Source organism: Rhizobium laguerreae (assembly GCF_019778565.1).
GTDB lineage: Bacteria > Pseudomonadota > Alphaproteobacteria > Rhizobiales > Rhizobiaceae > Rhizobium > Rhizobium laguerreae.
The window spans coordinates 595,171-614,744 of record NZ_JAAXQT010000003.1 but is presented as its reverse complement, the minus strand read 5'-3'; the positions used below and the strand labels follow the sequence as shown (position 1 = coordinate 614,744).

The window sequence follows — 19,574 nt, the reverse complement described above, 5'->3', positions numbered from 1 at the left end:
GATCCGGCCTATAAAATCTTCGTTAAACTTCGTCCCATAATGTGCCGGGCAAGTATTGCGTATGGTTGGGTATCATGTTCTCGCGTCTCGTCTTCGGCCTCGGCTTGCTGTCGGCCACCGCACTCGTGCACCCCGCTCTTGCCGTGGATGCGCGCACGCTGCAGATCATCGTCTCGAAGGACAAGCAGTCGCTTGCGGTCTATGATGGCACCGAGGTCGTCGCGACCTCGAAGGTCTCGACCGGCAAGGACGGCCACACGACGCCGAGCGGCATATTTTCGGTGCTGGAAAAGCAGAAATACCACGAATCCAATCTCTATTCCAACGCCCCGATGCCGTTCATGCAACGGCTGACCTGGTCCGGCATCGCGCTGCACGAATCCAATTCGGTGCCGCGTTATCCGGCCTCGCATGGCTGCGTGCGCATGCCCGGCGCCTTCGCAAAAATGCTTTACGGCATGACCGACCTCAGTGTGCCTGTGATCATCAGCGACCGTGAACTGGTGCCGCAGCCGATCGACCATCCGACGCTTTTCCGCCCGGATGCACCGTCGGCGATGCCGCTGCTTTCGGATGTCGAGCTGCGACCCTCCATGCCCGACCGGCTCGGGGAGCCTGTGCAGGTGGCGATGAACGACACGGCGGCGATGCCGATGCCGGCCGTGCAGCCGATTGCAACACACGAACCTGAGCCGCCGTCCGAGCCGATCAGCATGCTGATCACGCGCCGGACGCTGCGCGAGACGGTGATCGACATCCAGACCCTGCTCAACCAGCTCGGCTTTTCCGCCGGCAATCCGGACGGCTTGCTCGGTCCGTCGACCGTGCAGGCGATCAAGGCTTTCAGGACATTGCGGCCGACCGAATTCGCCGCCGACAGGAGCCTGGTCTCCGACACGCTTCTCAGGGAAGTCTATGCCGCGGCTGGCAGGGGCGAGCCGCCGAACGGCGTCATTATGGTGCGGCAGGCCTTCAAGCCCCTCTTCGAAGCGCCAGTGACGATCGCCGATCCGGGATTGGCGCTTGGCACGCATTTCTTCACGTTGCATGCCGTCGATGCAAAGGCCGGCACGGCGGACTGGTTCGCTATCACGCTCGAGAACAATCTCTCCCGCGAAACGATGAAGCGGCTCGGCATCACCAATCAGGAAAGCTCGATCATCACAGGCAAGCCGATCGCCCGTTCGCTCAGCCGGATTGCCATCCCCGATGAGACCCGCCGCAAGATCGACGCCCTCATCGCGCCGGGCTCGACGCTGACGATCTCCGATACCGGCCTCGGCCGGGAGACCGGCGAAGGCACGGATTTCATCACCATCACCCGCGGGTGATCAGACGAGCTCGACGTCGACGACGCCGGGGGCGGCGCGAAGGGCGGCGGCAATCTCCGGCGTGATGCGGTATTTCTCCGACAGCGCCACTTCCACCTCGCGTTTGCCATCCTCCTTGATGACGATGAAGGAGACGAGGCCGTCACCCTTGGCGTTCAGATGGCCGGCGACCATCCGCAGCGGTCCAGAATCGCGGACATAGACGCGCAGCGCCTTCTGCATCTGCAGCGACTTTTCCTCCAGCGACTGGATCGTCTGGATGCGCAGGCCGATGCCCTCCGGCCGCTCCTCGCCCGTCGCGGTCAGCACAAAAGATTTTCCCGACTCGAGCACATCGCGATACTGGTTCAGCATTTCCGAAAACAGCACCGCTTCGAACTGGCCTGAAGAATCCGAAAAGACGATGATGCCCATCTTGTTGCCGGTGCGAGTCTTGCGCTCCTGCTTCGAGATGACGGTACCGGCAAGCCGCGCATTGGCCGCGCCCTGTTTGATGGCGGCGGAAAACTCGGCAAAGGTCTGCACCCGCATCTTCTGCAGGATGTTGTTGTAGGAATCGAGCGGGTGGGCTGTCAGATAAAAGCCCAGCACCTGGAATTCCTTGAGCAGCCGCTCAGAGGGGAGCCACGGCGAGAACGGCGGCAGGGAGATCTTCTCGGGCCCCGACGTCAGCGTACTGCCGAAAATGTCCGACTGGCCGCTCAGCTTGTTCTCCTGGGCGCGCTGGGCATAACCGAGAACACGGTCGAGGCCGGCTGCCAGCTGGGCGCGGTCCATGTCGAAACAATCGAAGGCGCCGGCATAGATCAGGCTTTCGAGCACGCGACGATTGACCTGGCGCGGATCGATGCGCAGGCAGAAATCCTCAATGCTGGCAAAGGGCTTGTCGCCACGCACCTCGACGATATGGTCGACGGCGGATTCGCCGACGCCCTTGAGTGCGGCGAGCGCGTAATAGATGCGGTTGTCGCCGGTCTCGAAATGGCGGAAGGAGGTCTGCACCGAGGGTGCGATCACCTCGATGCCGAGGCGCTTGGCATCCTGACGGAAATCATTGACCTTTTCCGTGTTGGACATGTCGAGCGTCATCGAGGCGGCGAGGAATTCGACCGGATAATGCGCCTTCATGTAGGCCGTCTGGTAGGAGACGATGGCATAGGCGGCGGCATGCGACTTGTTGAAGCCGTAATTGGCGAACTTCGCCAGCAGTTCGAAGATATTGTCGGCCTGCGGTTTCGACACACCATTCTTGACCGCGCCAACGACAAAGCGTTCGCGCTGCTGGTCCATCTCGGCCTTGATCTTCTTGCCCATGGCGCGGCGCAGAAGGTCGGCTTCGCCAAGCGAATAGCCTGATAGTACCTGGGCGATCTGCATCACCTGTTCCTGATAGACGATGACGCCTTGCGTTTCCTTGAGCAGGTGGTCGATCATCGGATGGATCGATTCCAGCTCTTCGTCGCCGTGCTTGCGGGCATTGTAGGTCGGGATATTCTCCATCGGGCCGGGACGATAGAGCGCCACCAGCGCGATGATGTCCTCGATGCAGTCCGGCTTCATGCCGATCAGCGCCTTGCGCATGCCGGCACTTTCCACCTGGAACACGCCGACCGTCTCGCCGCGCGACAGCATCTCGTAGGTTTTCTTGTCGTCGAGAGGAATGGCCGCGAGATCGACCTTGACGCCGAGCTTGGCGACGAAATCGACGGCGACCTTCAGCACCGTCAGCGTCTTCAGGCCGAGGAAGTCGAATTTGACGAGGCCCGCCTGCTCCACCCATTTCATGTTGAACTGGGTAACCGGCATATCCGAACGCGGATCGCGATACATCGGCACGAGCTTGGAAAGTGGCCGGTCACCGATGACGATGCCGGCGGCATGGGTCGAGGCATGGCGGTAAAGCCCCTCGATCTTCTGGGCGATGTCGAGCAGGCGCGCGACAACCGGTTCCTTTGCCGCCTCCTCCTGCAGTTTCGGCTCTTCCTCGATCGCTTTGGACAGCGGCGTCGGGTTGGCCGGGTTGTTCGGCACGAGTTTGCAGATCTTGTCGACCTGGCCGTAGGGCATTTCCAGCACGCGGCCGACGTCGCGAAGGGCGGCGCGTGCCTGCAGCGAACCGAAGGTGATGATCTGCGCCACCTGCTCGCGGCCATACTTGGCCTGGACGTAGCGGATCACCTCTTCGCGGCGATCCTGGCAAAAGTCGATGTCGAAGTCCGGCATCGAGACGCGTTCCGGATTGAGGAAGCGCTCGAAGAGCAGCGAAAAACGCAAGGGATCGACGTCGGTGATCGTCAAGGCATAGGCAACCAGCGAACCGGCGCCCGAACCGCGGCCGGGACCGACCGGAATGTCATGCTGCTTGGCCCATTTGATGAAGTCGGCAACGATCAGGAAGTAACCGGGAAAACGCATGCGCTCGATGACGCTGAGCTCGAAATCCAGCCGTTCGCGATAGTCCTTTTCCTCGTAACCCGGCGACATGCCGAGCGTTGCAAGCCGCATGTCCAGTCCTTCGACCGCCTGGCGGCGCAGCTCGCCCGCCTCGGCGCGTTCGGCCTCCTCGGCATCGTCGGTCGCACCGGTGAAGCGTGGCAGGATCGGCTTTCGCGTCTTCAGCACGAAGGAGCAGCGCGTGGCAATCTCGATCGTATTTTCCAGTGCTTCCGGCAGGTCGGCGAAAAGCTTGACCATCTCGGCCCGGCTCTTCAGATAGTGATCCGGCGTCAGGCGAAAGCGGCTGTCGTCGGAGACTATGGCGTTGTGCGCGACCGCCATCAGCGCATCATGGGCGTCGTAATCGTCGCGGGTCGGAAAAAAGGCCTCGTTGGTCGCAACCAGCGGCAGGTCGTGGGCGTAGGCGAGCCCGATAATCTTCTGCTCGTGCCGCTTGTCGTAAGTGCCGTGCCGTTGCAGCTCGACATAGAGCCTGTCGCCGAAGAGACGCTTCAGCGTGAGCAGCCGGACTTCCGCCTGAGCGGGATGGCCTTCCTTGATCGCCACGTCAACCGGCCCGGTCAAGGCGCCGCTCAATGCGATCAGTCCTTCCGTGCCTGCCTCCTCCAGCCAGGAGGAGCTGATATGAACAGCCTGGTTGCTCTCGCCGCCGAGATAGGCCCGGCTGACGAGATCGACCAGGCGTTCGTAACCGGCATCCGTTGCGGCAAGAAGAACGATCGACGGCAGCTTGACCAGGGCCTGCTGGCCGCCGCGCTTTTCCGTTTCCAACCCGTCTCCCATATCGATCGAGACCTGACAGCCGATGATCGGCTGCAGGCCGTCTTCCATCGCCTTCTGGGAGAATTCGAGGGCGACGAACAGATTGTTGGTGTCGGTAATCGCAATCGCCGGCTGGCTGTCGCCGGTCGCTTTGTAGAGGATCTTCTTCAGCGGCAGTGCGCCCTCGAGAAGCGAATAGGCTGAATGGACCCTCAGGTGGATGAAACCTGGCGCACCGCCGGTCGCCTCACCCGTTGAACCCTTTGCCGTATCCGCCATAACATGCCTTCCCAATCACCCGAATGAATCGGACGTATTGTCGGCAAAGAGGGCGATGATGTCCAGAAGAAGTCCCGCGTCCGGACCGCATGATTACCATGCGATCCCCTGAAAACTTTAGAGCGCCATGACGATGAGCGAGAAGCTGGCAACGAACATTGCGATGGAGGTGAAGGCTGCGATATCACGGATCATGTCAGTCATCGGTCTCTCCTTTACTCGTTATGTTTTCAATTTGTTCCATGTATGTTCTGTTGTCAACAGGAATCTTTTCCTTCTTTCTTGTGTTCGAAAATCCCAGGAAAATAGGCGCCGAATCGGCTAAAGGCCGGCGCTCGACGTTATCGGCAGCAACCTTGCCCTTTTCCCGATCCGCCGCAGATCGGCAATGGTGCTCAGGCGGCAGACCTCCTCAGGGCGACTCTTTATTTCTCACCTATGTTCCCTTTTTGTTCTTTACATGCCGCGGCATATTTGCCAGCATCGGGGCCGAGAGGAGAATGACATGGTCGAGCTTGCGATGCTGAACGAATTCGTCGTGGAGGCGAAGGCTGCCACCTATGTCGGCGGCGGCGTGGCGCGCGTGCCCTGTCGGCCGGGTGCCCACGATATCGGTTACGAACGCGGCGACTGGCGCTATCTCGACAGCTATTTCGGCGGGACCGATTTCGCCGGACAGGAAGTGGTGTGGCTTGCCGACGAGCCCGCCTGGGCGATGAATTATTTCGGCTGCATCATCGCAGCGAAGCTGATCGACGGCACAGCAGCCGGAGCAGTGATCAAGGCCGCACTTTCGGCGATGTATCGCGATGGCCGGTTTCTTGGCGGGATGGAATTCGACCATCCGTTCGGCCGCTATATCGACAGTAGCGAAGGCGGCTGCGAGCGGTTCATCGGCCACGAATGCATCATGGTCGATGGCCAGAAGGCCTATCAACTCGACTATCGCGGCGGATTGATCATCCCTTGATGTGATCTGGGCCTCAGAAATCGACGATCTTGCCGTCCGAAATCGTCACGCGTCGATCCATGCGGCGGGCGAGTTCGTGATTATGGGTGGCGATGAGGGCAGCAAGGCCGGACTGGCGCACCAGCGCTTCCAGCGCGTCGAAGACGTAGCTTGCCGTTTCGGGGTCGAGATTGCCGGTTGGCTCGTCGGCAAGAAGCAGGGTCGGCGCATTGGCGACGGCGCGGGCAATTGCGACGCGCTGCTGCTCGCCGCCGGAAAGCTCGCCGGGGCGATGCGAGCCACGATGGCCGATGCGCATATAATCGAGAAGCTGGCCGGCCCGCTCTCCGGCTTCCTTCCAGGAAAGCCCGGCGATCAGTTGCGGCATCATGATATTTTCGAGCGCCGAGAATTCCGGCAGCAGGTGGTGGAACTGGTAGACGAAGCCGATTTCGCTGCGGCGGATGGCGGTGCGTTTCTCGTCGCTCAGGCCGTCACAGGCATGGCCGTTGATGTTGACCTCACCACCGTCCGGATGCTCCAGCAGGCCGGCGACATGCAGCAGTGTCGACTTGCCGGTGCCGGAAGGGGCGACGAGAGCGACAATCTCCCCCTTCGATATCGAAAAATCCGCGCCCTTCAGGATCGAGAGCAGCGTACCGCCCTGCCCGTAATGGCGCTCGACGCCGGTAAGCTGGAGAACGACGTTGCGTTTCATGAAGGCGGCATTCCTTATTCGTAGCGCAGGGCCTGCACGGGATCGAGCTTGGAGGCACGCCAGGCGGGGAAAATGGTCGCGATGAAGGAGAGCGTCAGCGCCATGACGACGATCGAGATCGTTTCGCTCAGATCCATCTCGGCCGGCAGCTGGCTGAGGAAATAGACCTGCGGATTGAAGAGTACGGTGCCTGAAATCCAGGAGAAGAACTGGCGGACGGATTCGATGTTGACGCAGACGAGAACGCCGAGCAGCACACCGGCAATAGTGCCGACGATGCCGATCGCCGCTCCGGTCATGAAGAAGATGCGCATGATCGCGCCGGCGCTGGCGCCCATGGTGCGCAGGATGGCGATATCGCTGCCCTTGTCCTTCACCAGCATGATGAGGCCGGAGATGATGTTCAGCGCCGCGACAAGCACGATCAGTGTCAGGATCATGAACATGACGTTGCGCTCGACCTGCAGCGCCGAGAAGAAGGTCTGATTGCGTTGGCGCCAGTCGGTGATGGCGATCTGGCGACCGGCCGCTTCCTCCACCTTGGGCCTCAGATCGTCGATATCGTCGGGGTTATCGACGAAGAGCTCGATCGACTGCACCAGTCCCTCGGCATTGAAATAGAGCTGCGCTTCCTCGAGGGGCATGAAGATGATCGAGGAATCATATTCCGACATACCGATCTCGAAGAGGCCGGAGATTTTGTAGGATTTGATGCGAGGGCTGACGCCCATCGGCGTGATGTCGCCATCTGGTGACGTCAGCGTAATGAGATCGCCAACGCGCAGACCAAGTTGATCGGCCATGCGGCTGCCGATCAGCACGCCGTCGCCGGAGGCATAACCCACTATGTCGCCTGATTTGATGTTGTCGGAGACCGTCTTGAGCTTGGTCAGGTCCTCGGCGCGGGCGCCGCGCACCAGAGCGCCGGTGCTACCGCCGGCCTGGGCGGAGGCGAGCACCTGGCCTTCTACCAGGGGTAGCGCCATCTTGACGCCGGGTACGGCGGCGAGCTTGCTGCTGAGGGCAGGATAATCGGTGAAGGGGCCGTCGACCGGCTGGACGATCATGTGGCCGTTGATGCCGAGGATGCGCGAGACGAGCTCGGTGCGAAAGCCGTTCATCACGGCCATGACGATGATCAGCGTCGCGACGCCGAGCATGATGCCGACGAAGGAGAAGCCGGCGATGACCGATATGAAGGCTTCCTTGCGGCGGGCGCGCAGATAACGCCACGCCACGAGGCGTTCAAAGGTGGAAAATGGCTTGCCAGCCGGACCCAAGCCGGATTTCGAACTCCGGTCCACTGCTGCCTCTGCCATTTCGCCTCCGTTTCCTTAAGCCACGAACCGATTGATCGCCGCTTCGATGGTCATCGTTTCGCGGGCGCCGGTCTTGCGGTCCTTCACTTCCACTTCGCCGTTTGCGACCGCGCGCGGGCCGGCGATGATCTGGACGGGCACACCGATCAGGTCGGCGGTCGCGAATTTCGTGCCGGCCCGGTCGTCGGTATCGTCATAGAGCACATCCCTGCCGGCCTTGCTCAGCGCGGCATAGATCAGCTCGCAGGTATCGTCACAGGCCTGATCGCCCGCCTTCATGTTGATCACAACGACATCGAAGGGCGCGACCGATGCCGGCCAGATGATTCCGTTATCATCATGCGATGCTTCGATGATGGCGGGAACAAGGCGTGTCGGGCCAATACCGTAGGAACCCATGTGAACGAAGTGTTCCTTGCCATCAGGTCCCTGCACTTTCGCGCCCATCGGCTCGGAATACTTCGTACCGAAATAGAAGATATGGCCGACCTCGATGCCGCGCGCCGACAGGCGATCACCTTCGGGAACGGCGTTGAAAGCCGCCTCGTCGTGCATTTCCGAGGTCGCCGCATAGAGCGAGGTCCATTTGTCGAAGATCGCCTGCAGGCCCTCGACACTGTCGAAATCGGTGTGTTCGCCAGGAATATCGAAGTCGACGAAATCCTTGTGACAGAAGACTTCGGATTCGCCGGTATCGGCGAGGATAATGAATTCATGGCTGAGCTTACCGCCGATCGGGCCGGTGTCGGCGCGCATCGGAATGGCGCGCAGGCCGAGCCGGTCGAAGGTTCTGAGATAGGCGGCGAACATCTTGTTATAGGAATGCTCCGCCGCTTCGCGCGTCAGATCGAAGGAATAGGCATCCTTCATCATGAATTCACGCGAGCGCATGGTGCCGAAGCGCGGACGGATCTCGTCACGGAACTTCAGCTGGATATGATAGAGATTGAGCGGCAGGTCCTTGTAGGACTTGACGGAAGAGCGGAAAATATCCGTCACCATCTCTTCGTTGGTGGGACCGTAGAGCATCGGCCGATCCTGACGGTCCTTGATGCGCAGCATCTCCTTGCCGTAGGCGTCGTAGCGGCCGCTTTCCTGCCAGAGTTCGGCCGATTGCAGGGTCGGCATCGACAGCTCGATGGCGCCGGCGCGGTTCTGCTCGTCGCGGATAATAGCGTTGACCTTGTCGAGCACGCGCTTGCCGAGCGGCAGCCAGGAATAAATGCCCTGTGACTGCTGGCGGATCATGCCGGCACGCAGCATCAGCCGGTGGGAGACGATTTCCGCCTCCTTGGGGTTTTCCTTGAGGATGGGCATGAAATAACGGGACAGACGCATGGCGGATTCCGGAGCAGTTGAGATCCCGCAGCAGGCGGAATCGAAAGACCATTGTTAATGTCGGGAGCGTTCATAGCCGCTTCGCGGCAGGAAGGAAACCCGCAACGGATGCCGGCAACCTCCCGGAAGCGCATGTTCGCACCCGCAAAATGAAAGGGCATGAAAAAGCGCGTGTTTATAAGGGCTTGAACGAAAATCTTGTCAACAGAAAAATTTTGCTAGAGTGTAGCAAAAATGCAAAAAAAGCAGATGACAAAGCCCAATGTTTGAGCTAGTTTTAGCTCACAAAACAGGCAGGAAGTTAAATTCTTGCCGAATTCGCGGTCAAGTCTTGGGAGGATCAGATCTTAGGCGCGCTCGTCGCAGCCCCGGCAACGGTTACAGATCACGCGATACTTAAAACAAGGCTTTTAGCCTTGTTTTTTTTTGGCTTTTCGGCCTTGATCCCAACCAAAAATCCAGCCGGGCTTCCGTAAGGGAATAACCGTCATTCCGTTACGCGAGCTCTTTGCCGCAACAGCATGACAGTGGTATGGCGAGTTCGATTTCGATAGGTTTACATCTGCTCAAAGTTTGAGCAAAAGCTACGCTCAGTAGAAGCTGGGGGCGAGTTGCGGCAGGGCATCGAAGCCCCAGCCGAAATAGGTGTCGCAGACATACCAGAGGCCGTAGATCAGAGCCGAGATCAGTGTCGTCAGCGAAAACACGAAAGCGGCGCGAAACCGGGCGGGCGCACTCGGAACGGTGCCGAGCACGACGTCGTTGTCGTCCGCCTGGGTGCGCAGGCCAATCGGCAGAACGGCAAAAAGCGTCATCCACCAGATGATGAAGTAGACGGCAAATCCCTGAAGAAAGATCTGGAGCATTGTGGTTCCCGTTGATGCCGCGCTGATATCGCGTCCTTATACGGCAGAATGGCGACTAGCTCAAAGCGGGCGAAGCGTTTAGCCGCCTGCGGGTCACTCTGCCGCAGCAGGGCTCAGGCCTGTTCGAGTTCGATCAGCGTGCCGAAGAAATCTTTGGGATGCAGAAAGAGCACCGGCTTGCCATGGGCGCCGGTCTTCGGCTGGCCATCGCCAAGCACCCTGGCACCCGCCTCTACCAGCCGGTCACGGGCGAGAAGAATATCGTCCACCTCGTAGCAGATATGGTGCATGCCGCCGGACGGGTTCTTTTCGAGGAACGCTGTGATCGGCGAGGTAGCCCCGAGCGGCTGCAGCAACTCGACCTTAGTGTTCGGCAATTCGACGAAGACGACGGTGACGCCGTGTTCCGGCAGAGCCTGCGGCTGCGATACGGCAGCACCCAGCGTATCGCGATAGGCCGCCGTCGCCGCGGCCAGATCGGGCACGGCGATGGCGATATGGTTGACCCTGCCGAGCATGCTCAGACCTTGGTAACGAAGGCGGTGACAAGAGGTTTCTTGCCCCAGGTGTTATTCGCGGCCGAGCGGATAGCGCGGCGCACGGCCTCCTGCAGCATGTCGATATCCTTGCGGCGGGCGCGCGGAATGCTCTCGATGGCGCTGACCGCCGCGTCGAAGAGCGTATCCTCCATATCCTCGCCCTCATCATCGTAGGTCGGCAGGCCGATCGAAATGAGGTCGGGTTCGCCGACGATGTCATAGCGGGCATCGAGCACGACGTTGACCGCGACATGGCCGACATAGGAGAGCTTCTTGCGCTCGCCGATACCCATCTCGTCGAAATCGCCGATCAGCGTGCCATCCTTATAAATCCGGCCATGCGGCGCCTCGCCGATCACCTCGACGGGACCCGGCGCCAGCCGCAGGATGTCGCCATTGCGCACCCGCGGCACCAGCGCGATGCCGGATTGCTCGGCAAGCTCCTTGTGGGCCGTCAGATGTATCGCTTCACCATGCACCGGCACGACGATCTTCGGCCGCGTCCACTCATACATCCGCTGCAGCTCGTTGCGGCGCGGATGGCCGGAAACGTGGACCAACGCCTCGGTATCCGTAATGATGTGCACGCCTTGCTCGACGAGGCCGTTCTTGATGTCCTGGATCGCCTTCTCGTTGCCGGGAATGGCGCGCGAGGAAAAGACGACGATATCGCCCGCCGCAAAGGCCACATTGCGCATCTCGTCCCGGGAGAGCTTGGCAAGGGCTGCCCGCGCCTCGCCCTGGCTGCCGGTGAGGATGACGACGACCTTGTCACGCGGGATATAGCCGTATTCCTCCTCGGAGATGAAGGGCTTCACGCCTTCCATGAGACCGACATCCTGGGCGACGTCGACGACGCGCTTCAGCGAACTGCCGAGCAGCAGCACTTCGCGGCCTGCCGCCTCGGCCGCCTCGGCTACGGTGCGGATACGCCCGACATTCGACGAGAAGGTGGTGATCGCCACCCGGCCCTCGGCATCCTCGATGATCTTGCGCAGGCTTTCGGACACATCCTTCTCGGAGGGCGAGACGCCGTCGCGCAGCGCATTGGTGGAGTCGCACATCAGCGCCAGCACGCCCTCGTCGCCGAGCTGGCGGAAACGCGTCTCGTCAGTCAGGGGCCCGAGCGAAGGCTCGTGGTCGATCTTCCAGTCACCGGTATGGATGACATTGCCGACCGGCGTGCGGATCATCAGCGACATCGGCTCGGGGATCGAATGGTTGACGGCGACGCCTTCGATGCTGAAGGGGCCGACATTGATCGTATCGCCGGCCTTGAACGGCGTCACCGGCACTTCGCCGATCTTAGCCTTCTCGAAATTGCGCTTGGCTTCCAACAGACCAGCGGTAAAACCAGAGGCATAGACCGGCACGTTGAGGCCGGGCCAGAGGTCGGCGAGCGCACCATAATGGTCTTCATGCGCATGGGTGATGATGATCGCCTTGAGGTTCTTTCGTTCGCTGGCGAGGAAGCGGATATCGGGCAATACGAGGTCGACACCCGGCAGGTCTGGCCCCGGAAAAGTGACGCCACAATCGACCATGATCCACTGGCGATGCTCGGGCGGGCCGTAGCCGTAGAGAGCGAGATTCATGCCAATCTCACCGACACCGCCCAGAGGCAGGAATACCAGTTCGTCCTGTTTCGCCATAATTTTCGTTTTTTCCGCTATCCAAAAAACACATCACCGGCAGCAATGGGCATTATCCTGCCAGCGCCGGTATCGAGCATCAACAAGCCATTATCATCAATTCCGGCGAATTGTCCGGAAATCGATCGGTCCGGCAAATTGACCGTAATCTTTTCGCCGATGCCGCAGGCGATCGCGCGCCAGAGCGCCGTGATCTCGCCGATGCCGCGGCCCTCGTCCCATATTTCAAGCACTTCCGCCGTGGCGGCGAAGAGATGCGCGAAGAGTTCCTCCGGCGACGCCGCACTTCCCTGCTGGCGCAGGCAGGTAACGGGGTAGAGCGGATTGTCGGGCATCACCGAGATATTGATGCCGATGCCGACGATCAGCGCGTAACGTCCGTCCGGCAGCCCCTCGCCTTCGACGAGGATGCCGCAGGTCTTCTTTCGGCCGATGAGGATATCGTTCGGCCATTTGACCTCGAGCGGCTCGGCGCCCAGTGGCAGCACCCTGCGGATCGCCTGGTGCACGGCAACGGCGATCGCCAGCGGCAGAGAACCAAGGCGCTCCATCGGCGCCGGGTCGATCAGAAGAAGGGAGGCGTAGAGATTGCCGCGCTCGGAAACCCAGAGCCTACCGCGGCGGCCGCGGCCGCCCGTCTGCCTCTCGGCGGTCACCCAGAGATTGCCGCCATCGCCCGCCCGAGCCCGGGCGAGGCATTCGCTATTGGTAGACGATGTTTCCGACAGAGCCTCGTGCCTGAAATCGCCGAGCGATATCCGGCGCCGTCCGTCGGAAGCCATCAAAAGAGCGTCGCAGCGGCAAGCTCTGCCGCGCCGCCGATCGGGCCGCCGATGAGGACATAGGCGGTGACGAAGAGACCGGAGAGACCGAAGACCAGACGCAGCGCTCCGGAGACACGGGCGAATTCGCCGGTCGCCTCATCGAACCACATCAGCTTGATGACACGCAGATAGTAGTAGGCGCCGACGACCGAAGCGAGAACACCGATGATGGCGAGCGCATAGAGCTTGGCTTCGATGGCGGCAACGAAGACGAAGTACTTCGCGAAGAAGCCGGCGAGCGGGGGGATGCCGGCAAGCGAGAACATCAGCGCCGTCAGCACAACGGCCATGAACGGGTTGGTTGTAGAGAGGCCGGCGAGATCGTCGACATTCTCGACGACGGTGCCGTCCTTGCGGCGCATCGACATGATGATCGCAAAGCTACCGAGCGTCATCACCATGTAAATGACCATATAGAGCATCACGCCGGTGACGCCGGTCTGGTTGCCGGCGGCAAGACCGACCAGCGCATAACCCATGTGGCCGATCGAGGAATAGGCCATCAGCCGCTTGATATTCTTCTGGCCGATCGCCGCAAACGAACCGAGCAGCATCGAGGCGATCGAGATGAAGACGACGACCTGCTGCCAGTCCGCCAGAACCGGCTGGAAGGCGGTGATGACGATACGGGTCATCATCGCCATGGCGGCGACCTTGGGTGCTGCGGCCAGGAAGGCGGTGACGGGTGTCGGCGCACCTTCGTAAACATCCGGCGTCCACATATGGAAGGGAACGGCGGAGATCTTGAAGGCGATGCCGGCGAGGATGAAGACCAGGCCGAAGATCAGGCCGAGCGAACGCGCGCCCTCGACGGACAGCGCCTGGGCAATTTCGGAGAAGTGGGTGTGGCCGGTGAAGCCGTAGACCAGCGACATGCCATAGAGCAGCATGCCGGAGGAAAGCGCGCCGAGGACGAAATATTTCAGGCCGGCTTCGGTCGATTTCAGGCTGTCGCGGTTGATCGCGGCGACGACGTAGAGCGCCAGCGACTGCAGTTCCAACGCCAGATAGAGCGAGATCAGGTCGTTGGCCGAGATCATCAGCAGGATGCCGAGGGTCGCAAGCACCAGGAGAACCGGGAACTCGAACTTGTCGAGCCGATTTTCGCGGGCATGGCCGATCGACATGAAGATGGCGACCAGCGAACCGATCAGCGCCACCAGCTTCATGAAGCGCGAGAAGCCGTCGGCCATGTAGACCCCGCCATAGGCAAGGCCTTCTGCGGGCACGAAGAGCAGCCACAGGCCGGAGGCCAGCAGCAGGACGATGGCGAGGCCGGTGACGAGAAGGCCCGACCGCTCGCCGGAGAAGACGCCGACCATCAACAGGACAAGGGCGCCGACCGCGAGGATGAGCTCCGGCGCGGAAAGATGCAGACTGAGGAGAATTGTTTCAGCGGTCATGTCCAATAAGTCCCGTCATCATTTCATCGACAGCGCAACGTTCTGCGCTGCGTGCACGGCGGCCGTGTAGTTGTTGACCAGCAGATCCACCGAGGCGGCTGTCGCATCGAAGACCGGAGCAGGATAAACGCCGAAGAAGATAGTCAGCGCGACCAGCGGGTAGAGGATCAACTGCTCGCGTGGAGAAAGATCGAGCAGCGCCTTCAGCTTTTCCTTTTCCAGCGCGCCGAAGAGCACCCGGCGATAAAGCCAGAGCGCGTAAGCGGCCGAGAGGATGACGCCGGTGGCGGCAAAGAGCGCTACCCAGGTATTGACCCGGAAGACACCGATCAGCGTCAGGAATTCGCCGACGAAGCCCGACGTGCCGGGAAGCCCGACATTGGCCATGGTGAAGACCATCATCGCCACGGCATATTTCGGCATATTGTTGACCAGGCCACCATAGGCGTTGATCTCGCGGGTGTGGGTGCGGTCGTAGACGACGCCGACGCAGAGGAAGAGCGCGCCGGAGACGATGCCGTGCGAGAGCATCTGGAAGATCGAGCCCTGGACGCCCTGCATGTTAGCAGCAAAGATGCCCATGGTCACGTAGCCCATGTGGGCCACGGAGGAATAGGCGATCAGCTTCTTGATATCGTCCTGCATCATCGCCACCAGAGAGGTGTAGATGATGGCGATGACGGACATGGCAAAGACGAGCGGCGCGAAATAATCGGACGCGACCGGGAACATGCCGAGCGAGAAACGGATGAGACCGTAGCCGCCGAGCTTCAAAAGCACGCCGGCCAGGATCACCGAGCCAGCCGTCGGCGCCTGAACGTGGGCATCGGGAAGCCAGGTATGGACGGGCCACATCGGCATCTTCACCGCGAAGGAGGCGAAGAAGGCAAGCCATAACCAGGTCTGCAGCGCCGGCGGGAACTTGTAGGCGAGCAGTGCGGTAATATCGGTCGTGCCGGCCTGCCAGTACATCGCCATGATGGCGAGCAGCATCAGCACCGAGCCGAGCAGCGTATAGAGGAAGAACTTGTAGCTCGCATAGACGCGGTCCTTGCCGCCCCAGACGCCGATGATCAGGAACATCGGAATGAGGCCCGCCTCGAAGAAGACGTAGAAGAGCACGATATCGAGCGAGACAAAGACGCCGATCATCATCGTTTCGAGGATGAGGAAGGCGATCATGTATTCCTTCAGGCGCTTCTCGATCGAGAGCCAGCTCGCCAGCACACAGAAGGGCATGAGGAAGGTCGACAGGATGACGAACAGCATCGAGATGCCGTCGACGCCGACGTGATAGCCAATGCCGGTGCCGAGCCAATTATGCTTCTCGACCATCTGGAAGCCGGGATTGGCATTGTCGAAGCCGATCCAGATTACGAGCGAGACGACGAAGGTGAAGACGGTGGTGATCAGCGAGATCCACAGCACGTTCTTCCGGCCGGTTTCGCTCTCGCCGTTCATCAGCAGCAGGAGTACCACGCCGACGAGCGGCAGGAAGGTGACCGTTGAAAGAATAGGCCAATCGGTCATCAGAAGGAACTCCCGAGCATCATCCAGGTAACGAGCGCCGCAATGCCGATCAGCATGGCGAAGGCGTAGTGATAGAGGTAACCGGTCTGCAGGCGGACCACGCGATCGGTGACGGCGACGACGCGGGCGGCGACGCCGTTCGGGCCGTAGGTGTCGATGACGCCGACATCACCCTTCTTCCACAGGAAGCGGCCGAGCGCCTTGGCGGAGCGGACGAAAAGGAAGTCGTAGAGTTCGTCGAAATACCACTTGTTCAACAGGAACTTGTAGAGCACGCGGTGCTGCTGCGCGAGGATACGCGGCGTCTGCGGCGAGCGGATATACATGTACCAGGCAGTGACGAAACCGAGCACCATGGCGATGAACGGGCTCAAAGCCACCAGCGCCGGAACATGGTGGAACTCTTCGACCAGTTCGTTCTCGGCGCCGGTAAAGAGCGCACCCTTCCAGAACTCGGCATATTCCTCGCCATAGAACCGGCCTTCGAAGATCACGCCTGCAAGCACCGCACCGATCGCCAGGAGATAGAGCGGCACAAGCATGACCTGCGGAGACTCATGCACGTGGTGCATCACCTCGTGCGAGGCGCGCGGCTTGCCGAAGAAGGTCATGAAGATCAGGCGCCAGGAATAGAAGCTGGTGAACAGAGCCGCGATGACCAGCAGCGCGAAGGCGAAGCCCGAGACCGGCGAATGCGATGCATAAGTCGCCTCGATGATCACGTCCTTGGAGAAGAAGCCGGCAAAGCCGATCGGCGTGAAAGGAATGCCGACGCCGGTGATTGCCAGCGTGCCGATGATCATCAGCACCGCAGTAACTTTAATATGCGGCCACAGGCCGCCCATGTAGCGCATGTCCTGCTCACCATCGACGGCATGGATGACCGAGCCGGCGCAGAGGAAGAGCAGCGCCTTGAAGAAGGCGTGGGTGAAGAGATGGAAGATCGCTGCGCCATAGGCCCCGGCTCCCAGTGCCACGAACATATAGCCGAGCTGCGAGCAGGTGGAATAGGCGATGACACGCTTGATGTCGTTCTGCACGAGAGCGACGGTTGCCGCGAAGAAGGCGGTGATCGCGCCGATCACGGTGACGACAACCAGCGCATCGTGCGACAGTTCGAAGAGCGGCGACATGCGGGCAACGAGGAAGACGCCGGCGGTGACCATGGTGGCGGCATGGATGAGGGCCGAGACCGGGGTCGGGCCTTCCATGGCGTCCGGCAGCCAGGTGTGCAGCAGGAACTGCGCCGACTTGCCCATCGCACCCATGAAAAGCAGCAGGCAGATACCGGTCAGCGCATGCGCCTTGTCGAGCTGCATGCCGAAGAGATTGAGGATCACCTCGCCCGCTTCGCCGCCGCCTTCATGCGGGGCGAAGTTCGAGGCATTGGCGAAGATCGTGTCGAGGTTGATCGAGCCGAACAGCACGAAGACGCCGGCAATGCCCAGCACGAAGCCGAAGTCGCCGACACGGTTGACGATGAAGGCCTTCATCGCCGCGGCCGTCGCCGAGGGCTTCTTGAACCAGAAGCCGATCAGCAGATAGGAGGCGAGACCGACACCTTCCCAGCCGAAGAACATCTGGGCGAGGTTGTCAGCGGTCACCAGCATCAGCATGGCGAAGGTGAAGAGCGAGAGATAGGCGAAGAAGCGCGGGCGATGCGGATCGGTGTGCATGTAGCCGATCGAATAGACATGCACCAGCGTCGAGACCGTGTTGACGACGATCAGCATCACTGACGTCAGCGTATCCACTCGCAGCGACCAGGAGACGTCGATGCCGCCGGACTGGATCCAGCGCAGCACCTCGACCTTGATCGGACCGCCTTCGGCATGGCCCATGCCGACGGTGAAGAAGACGACCCAGGACAGGATGGCGGCGATGATCATCAGGCCGCTGGTGACGTATTCCGAAGCCTTGGCGCCGATCGCGCGGCCAAAAAGGCCGGCGACGATCGCACCGATCAAGGGAAGAAAGACGATAGCCTTATAGAGAAACATGAGCCACTCAGCCCTTCATCATATTGACGTCTTCGACCGCGATCGAGCCGCGGTTGCGGTAGAAGACAACGAGAATTGCAAGACCGATCGCCGCTTCGGCTGCCGCGACCGTCAGGATGAACAGCGCGAAGACCTGGCCGACGATGTCGTTCAGGAAGGAGGAGAAGGCGACCATGTTGATGTTGACGGCAAGCAGGATCAATTCGATCGACATCAGGATGACGATGACGTTCTTCCGGTTCAGGAAGATGCCGAAGACGCCGAGCGTGAAGAGGATGGCGCTGACCGTCAGGTAGTGGGAAAGTCCGATGACCATGTTCTTTGTTCCTTGACCTGCCTTTAGACGCCCTGCCCGGGCTTGACCGAAACCACCTCGACGGCGGTGGCGGGCGTGCGGGCAACCTGCCTGGGAATATTCTGCCGCTTGATGTTGGTGCGGTGTCTCAACGTCAGCACGATCGCGCCGATCATGGCGACGAGGAGCACCAGACCGGCGATCTGGAAGAAATAGACGTAGTTGGTGTAGAGCACGTCGCCGAGGGCGGCCGTATTGGTGCGCTCGCTCAGCGCCGGGATCGGCATGGCGACTGATTTGGCGATCTCAGGCGAGATGACGCTGCCGCCGATGACGACGATCAGTTCGGCTGCGAGGATCACCCCGATCAGCCCGCCGATCGGCGCATATTCGAGAACGCCGGCCCTCAGTTCGGTGAAGTCGATATCGAGCATCATCACCACGAAGAGGAAGAGGACGGCGACGGCGCCGACATAGACGACAAGCAGGATCATCGCCAGGAATTCGGCACCGAGCAGCAGGAAGAGGCCGGCCGCATTGAAGAACACCAGGATCAGGAAGAGAACCGAGTGAACCGGGTTCTTCGCCCAGATGACCATGAACGCCGACGCCACCGCGACAAAGGCGAAAAGATAGAAAAATAGAGCCTGCAGACCCATGTTGGTGCCTTTTTCATCTTCCCCCGGGCAGCCGGGAGTTTCCCTGCCCGATGGAGCTCTCCCTGGCGTTAACCGGAAAAGCTCCTGTGCATATTGACCGCGACAGGAGCGCTTAAGCTCCACCGCGGCATTTCAAAATCTCAATCAGCGGTACGGCGAGTCGATCGCGATGTTGCGGGCGATTTCGCGCTCCCACCGGTCTCCGTTATCCAGAAGCCGTGCCTTGTCGAAGTAGAGCTCTTCGCGGGTTTCCGTCGCAAATTCGAAATTCGGGCCTTCGACGATCGCGTCGACCGGGCAGGCTTCCTGGCAGAAGCCGCAATAGATGCACTTCACCATGTCGATGTCGTAGCGCACCGTGCGGCGCGTGCCGTCATTGCGGCGCGGACCGGCCTCGATGGTGATCGCCTGGGCAGGACAGATCGCCTCGCAGAGCTTGCAGGCGATGCAGCGTTCCTCGCCGTTCGGATAACGGCGCAACGCATGCTCGCCGCGGAAACGCGGGGAGACCGGACCCTTTTCGAAGGGATAGTTGATCGTCGCCTTCTGGCGGAAGAAATAGCGCATCGACAGAAAGAACGCGCCGACGAATTCCTTGAGAAACAGCGAGTTGATGGAGCCGGACAAGCTTGCCATCTTCAACCTCCAATTTT

Annotated in this window: 16 protein-coding genes; 2 read left to right on the top strand and 14 right to left on the bottom strand. The window is 60.7% G+C overall.

Features of this window, described 5'->3' with window-relative positions:
• The first annotated feature begins 74 nt into the window (after positions 1-74).
• On the top strand, positions 75-1,331 hold the full coding sequence (locus tag HFO71_RS13590; protein ID WP_131640331.1) for a L,D-transpeptidase family protein: 1,257 nt from the start codon (positions 75-77) through the stop codon (positions 1,329-1,331).
• Here the strand turns inward: HFO71_RS13590 and dnaE are convergent, their stop codons facing one another.
• Complete coding sequence (gene dnaE / locus HFO71_RS13585; RefSeq protein WP_077976241.1) at positions 1,332-4,829, bottom strand: DNA polymerase III subunit alpha; 3,498 nt, start codon at positions 4,827-4,829, stop codon at positions 1,332-1,334.
• A 505-nt stretch (positions 4,830-5,334) separates the two neighbouring features.
• Between dnaE and HFO71_RS13580 the strand changes: the two genes are divergently transcribed.
• Entirely contained in the window at positions 5,335-5,799 is a 465-nt protein-coding gene (locus tag HFO71_RS13580) for a DUF5680 domain-containing protein (RefSeq protein WP_077976240.1), read from the top strand.
• A 13-nt stretch (positions 5,800-5,812) separates the two neighbouring features.
• On the opposite strand, the gene HFO71_RS13575 is transcribed toward HFO71_RS13580, so the two are convergent.
• From HFO71_RS13575 to nuoI, 13 genes are all read right to left on the bottom strand, one after another.
• Entirely contained in the window at positions 5,813-6,496 is a 684-nt protein-coding gene (locus tag HFO71_RS13575) for an ABC transporter ATP-binding protein (protein WP_025394108.1), read from the bottom strand.
• Positions 6,497-6,510: 14 nt separating this feature from the next.
• On the bottom strand, positions 6,511-7,815 hold the full coding sequence (locus HFO71_RS13570; RefSeq protein ID WP_131640333.1) for a lipoprotein-releasing ABC transporter permease subunit: 1,305 nt from the start codon (positions 7,813-7,815) through the stop codon (positions 6,511-6,513).
• 15 nt (positions 7,816-7,830) lie between these two features.
• The gene (proS, locus tag HFO71_RS13565) at positions 7,831-9,153 is read right to left on the bottom strand and encodes a proline--tRNA ligase (protein ID WP_168258256.1); all 1,323 of its coding nucleotides are present in this window, start codon (positions 9,151-9,153) and stop codon (positions 7,831-7,833) included.
• 590 nt (positions 9,154-9,743) lie between these two features.
• Positions 9,744-10,019: a DUF1467 family protein gene (locus HFO71_RS13560; protein ID WP_077976237.1), complete on the bottom strand. Its 276-nt coding sequence runs from the start codon at positions 10,017-10,019 to the stop codon at positions 9,744-9,746.
• A 113-nt stretch (positions 10,020-10,132) separates the two neighbouring features.
• Positions 10,133-10,537: a methylmalonyl-CoA epimerase gene (gene mce / locus HFO71_RS13555; protein ID WP_018494112.1), complete on the bottom strand. Its 405-nt coding sequence runs from the start codon at positions 10,535-10,537 to the stop codon at positions 10,133-10,135.
• A gap of 2 nt (positions 10,538-10,539) precedes the next feature.
• Positions 10,540-12,210, bottom strand: a complete 1,671-nt coding sequence (locus HFO71_RS13550; protein ID WP_077976236.1) for a ribonuclease J — start codon at positions 12,208-12,210, stop codon at positions 10,540-10,542.
• Positions 12,211-12,227: 17 nt separating this feature from the next.
• Complete coding sequence (locus HFO71_RS13545) at positions 12,228-12,992, bottom strand: biotin--[acetyl-CoA-carboxylase] ligase (RefSeq protein WP_029872842.1); 765 nt, start codon at positions 12,990-12,992, stop codon at positions 12,228-12,230.
• On the bottom strand, positions 12,992-14,437 hold the full coding sequence (gene nuoN / locus HFO71_RS13540; RefSeq protein ID WP_221988164.1) for an NADH-quinone oxidoreductase subunit NuoN: 1,446 nt from the start codon (positions 14,435-14,437) through the stop codon (positions 12,992-12,994). The genes HFO71_RS13545 and nuoN overlap by 1 nt, the downstream gene beginning before the upstream one ends.
• A gap of 18 nt (positions 14,438-14,455) precedes the next feature.
• Positions 14,456-15,967: an NADH-quinone oxidoreductase subunit M gene (locus HFO71_RS13535; RefSeq protein WP_077976234.1), complete on the bottom strand. Its 1,512-nt coding sequence runs from the start codon at positions 15,965-15,967 to the stop codon at positions 14,456-14,458.
• Positions 15,967-17,967, bottom strand: a complete 2,001-nt coding sequence (gene nuoL / locus HFO71_RS13530) for an NADH-quinone oxidoreductase subunit L (protein WP_077976233.1) — start codon at positions 17,965-17,967, stop codon at positions 15,967-15,969. Before nuoL ends, HFO71_RS13535 begins: the two co-directional genes overlap by 1 nt.
• 7 nt (positions 17,968-17,974) lie before the next feature.
• The gene (gene nuoK, locus HFO71_RS13525; RefSeq protein WP_003547388.1) at positions 17,975-18,283 is read right to left on the bottom strand and encodes an NADH-quinone oxidoreductase subunit NuoK; all 309 of its coding nucleotides are present in this window, start codon (positions 18,281-18,283) and stop codon (positions 17,975-17,977) included.
• 23 nt (positions 18,284-18,306) lie between these two features.
• Entirely contained in the window at positions 18,307-18,921 is a 615-nt protein-coding gene (locus HFO71_RS13520) for an NADH-quinone oxidoreductase subunit J (protein ID WP_003547387.1), read from the bottom strand.
• Between the two features lie 144 nt (positions 18,922-19,065).
• On the bottom strand, positions 19,066-19,557 hold the full coding sequence (gene nuoI / locus HFO71_RS13515; RefSeq protein WP_017959943.1) for an NADH-quinone oxidoreductase subunit NuoI: 492 nt from the start codon (positions 19,555-19,557) through the stop codon (positions 19,066-19,068).
• Between the last annotated feature and the right edge of the window lie 17 nt (positions 19,558-19,574).